Annotated in this window: 3 protein-coding genes; all 3 read left to right on the top strand. The window is 33.0% G+C overall.

Annotated features, from left to right (window positions below):
* On the top strand, positions 1-389 hold a 389-nt coding region (locus SD53_RS12530), incomplete at its 5' end, for an HK97 gp10 family phage protein (protein ID WP_068226370.1).
* Positions 386-793 carry a hypothetical protein gene (locus tag SD53_RS12525; RefSeq protein WP_000565498.1) on the top strand — a complete coding sequence of 136 codons (408 nt, stop codon included), beginning with the start codon at positions 386-388 and terminating at the stop codon, positions 791-793. The genes SD53_RS12530 and SD53_RS12525, both read left to right, overlap by 4 nt.
* A partial coding sequence (locus tag SD53_RS12520) for a major tail protein (protein WP_046520552.1) occupies positions 794-1,178 on the top strand: 385 nt, incomplete at its 3' end.

The following is a 1,178-nucleotide window of genomic DNA, read 5'->3' as shown; positions in this document are numbered from 1 at the left end:
TAGGTGATAAAGCATTAGAAAGAGAATTAGAAAAACGTTTTGGCATAAAAGAGATGGTAAAAGTTCAAGATAAGGCGTTAATAGCTGGTGCTAAGGTAATTGTTGAAGAAGTAAAAAAACAACTAAAGCCCTCAAAAGATACGGGAGCATTAATTAATGAGGTAAGTTTTAGTAAACCTGAATGGATAAACGGAAAACGTACAATTACTGTTCATTGGCGAGGTTCTAAAGACCGTTATAAAATCGTACATTTAATTGAATATGGACACGTTCAAAAAGGAACAGGTAAATTTATCAAACCTAAAGCTATGGGCGGTGTTAATAGAGCAATAAGACAAGGGCAAAATAAGTATTTTGAGACGCTAAAAAGGGAGTTGAAAAAATTGTGATTGATATTTTGTACAAAGTTCATGAAGTGATTAGTCAAGACAGAATTATTAGAGAGCACGTAAATATCAATAATATTAAGTTCAATAAATACCCTAATGTAAAAGATACTGATGTACCTTTTATTGTTATTGACGATATCGACGACCCAATACCTACAACTTATACTGACGGAGATGAGTGTGCATATAGTTATATTGTCCAAATAGATGTTTTTGTTAAGTACAATGATGAATATAATGCGAGAATCATAAGAAATAAGATATCTAATCGCATTCAAAAGTTATTATGGTCTGAACTAAAAATGGGAAATGTTTCAAATGGAAAACCGGAATATATAGAAGAATTTAAAACATATAGAAGCTCTCGCGTTTACGAGGGCATTTTTTATAAGGAGGAAAATTAAATGGCAGTAAAACATGCAAGTGCGCCAAAGGCGTATATTAACATTACTGGTTTAGGTTTCGCTAAATTAACGAAAGAAGGCGCGGAATTAAAATATAGTGATATTACAAAAACAAGAGGATTACAAAAAATTGGTGTTGAAACTGGTGGAGAACTAAAAACAGCTTATGCTGATGGCGGTCCAATTGAATCAGGGAATACAGACGGAGAAGGTAAAATCTCATTACAAATGCATGCGTTCCCTAAAGAGATTCGCAAAATTGTTTTTAATGAAGATTATGATGAAGATGGCGTTTACGAAGAGAAACAAGGTAAACAAAACAATTACGTAGCTGTATGGTTCAGACAAGAGCGTAGAGACGGTACATTTAGAACAGTTTTATTAC

It is taken from the genome of Rheinheimera mesophila (genome assembly GCF_000986865.1).
Taxonomy (GTDB): domain Bacteria; phylum Pseudomonadota; class Gammaproteobacteria; order Enterobacterales; family Alteromonadaceae; genus Pararheinheimera; species Pararheinheimera mesophila.
This window is presented reverse-complemented; position numbering and strand designations above follow the sequence as displayed.